The sequence below is a fragment of the Caballeronia sp. LZ003 genome, assembly GCF_031451465.1.
Taxonomy (GTDB): domain Bacteria; phylum Pseudomonadota; class Gammaproteobacteria; order Burkholderiales; family Burkholderiaceae; genus Caballeronia.
On record NZ_JARUXJ010000052.1, the window covers coordinates 1 to 1253 of the forward strand.

The window sequence follows — 1253 nt, forward strand, 5'->3', positions numbered from 1 at the left end:
GCGAATCTTGTTGATGTGACGCGCCTAAACAGCAAGGGGCGAGAGAAGAGGCGCGGCATGCCAGATTGGGGGCAGGTAACGGTTGCCTTGCACATCAATATGACAGAGCGGTCGCATCAAGACTTGTTCAATGCGAGAAAAGACGGAACGCTTCTTAACTTCAGGCTCACGTTGCCTGATGAAAAAAACGATTCGAAGGATAAAGTGCGAACGTCGATTCACTTTAACGCCTACGTGAAAGATTTCCCGATTTCCGCGAAAGTCGACCAGATGCTATCGAGCTCGGTCAACCTTGAGGTGACGGGCGACATCGAGATCAACTTCCGTAAGTAAGTATCGATTGAGTCTCCCCGCACGTCCCTTCGGTGTACCACATGAACAGCGAGAGCTGAAAAGGATATCAATGAAAAGAGAACAAATGCTGGCGGCGTTGGAGCCGCTGATTGTCGAGGAACCAGTTAAGGCGCTGAGTGGCAGTTTGATACGGTTTCGCGAGCTTTCGGGCGCAGCGCGCGACGCGCTGTACGACAGTGTAAAGAACAGTGGCGGCAACAGCGGCTTCGAAGCGGCACTGATTGCGGCCACCGTTGTTGACGAGAACGGGGTTCCGGTCTTTCGCGAAGACGATATCGACACGCTGCAAGCAGCGCGCACGCCGCTGTTGGAGGAGCTATCGCAGATCGCGATGCGCCTGAATGGTTTGGGTCAGCACGCGCAGGAGGAAGCCTCAAAAAACTGAAGGCCGACCCGCGGAAATTGATGTGGATGCGCATCGCCATGAAGCTGGGCATGTCAGTGCGGCGCGCCAAGCTCGAGGTGTCCAGCGCTGAATTCGCGGACTGGGTTGCGCTGTATGAGCGCGAGCCTTGGGGTGAGCACATTGAGGATCTGCGGGTGGGCGCCTTGATGAGCCTGCTGTACAACATGAGTCGTGCTCAAGACGCGCCGGTGGCGAGCGCCGCGCAGTTCACGCCTTGGTCGGGATGGAGCCGAGATTCGCTCAAGCCGCGCAAGCGCAGCGCACATGAGATCGTAGCGAGCATGTTGGGTGTCGATCTGGAGGCGGCCGCGCGCTCTGGCATGAAGCGCGTGATCGTGCGCAACGGTGAGGTGATCGAAGGTGAGTAAAAACTTTCGTGTCGACAATCTGGAGGCGTTGACGGGGATGTTGCGCTCGCTTGACGAGGCGGTGAGCGAAAGCACGCTTCGCCAGGCGGCGGTCGCCGGCGCTCGCGTCATTCATGACGAGATCA

The 1253-nt window shown here is 57.5% G+C and carries 3 protein-coding genes; all 3 read left to right on the forward strand.

Annotation, left to right across the window (positions count from 1 at the left end; translation table 11 throughout):
• Positions 1–333 (forward strand): hypothetical protein (locus QCE79_RS32830; RefSeq protein ID WP_309851602.1); only part of this gene is annotated, 333 nt, incomplete at its 5' end.
• 70 nt (positions 334–403) lie between these two features.
• The gene (locus QCE79_RS32835) at positions 404–739 is read left to right on the forward strand and encodes a hypothetical protein (protein ID WP_309851605.1); all 336 of its coding nucleotides are present in this window, start codon (positions 404–406) and stop codon (positions 737–739) included.
• Positions 740–765: 26 nt separating this feature from the next.
• On the forward strand, positions 766–1128 hold the full coding sequence (locus QCE79_RS32840) for a hypothetical protein (RefSeq protein ID WP_309851608.1): 363 nt from the start codon (positions 766–768) through the stop codon (positions 1126–1128).
• Positions 1129–1253 lie beyond the last annotated feature (125 nt).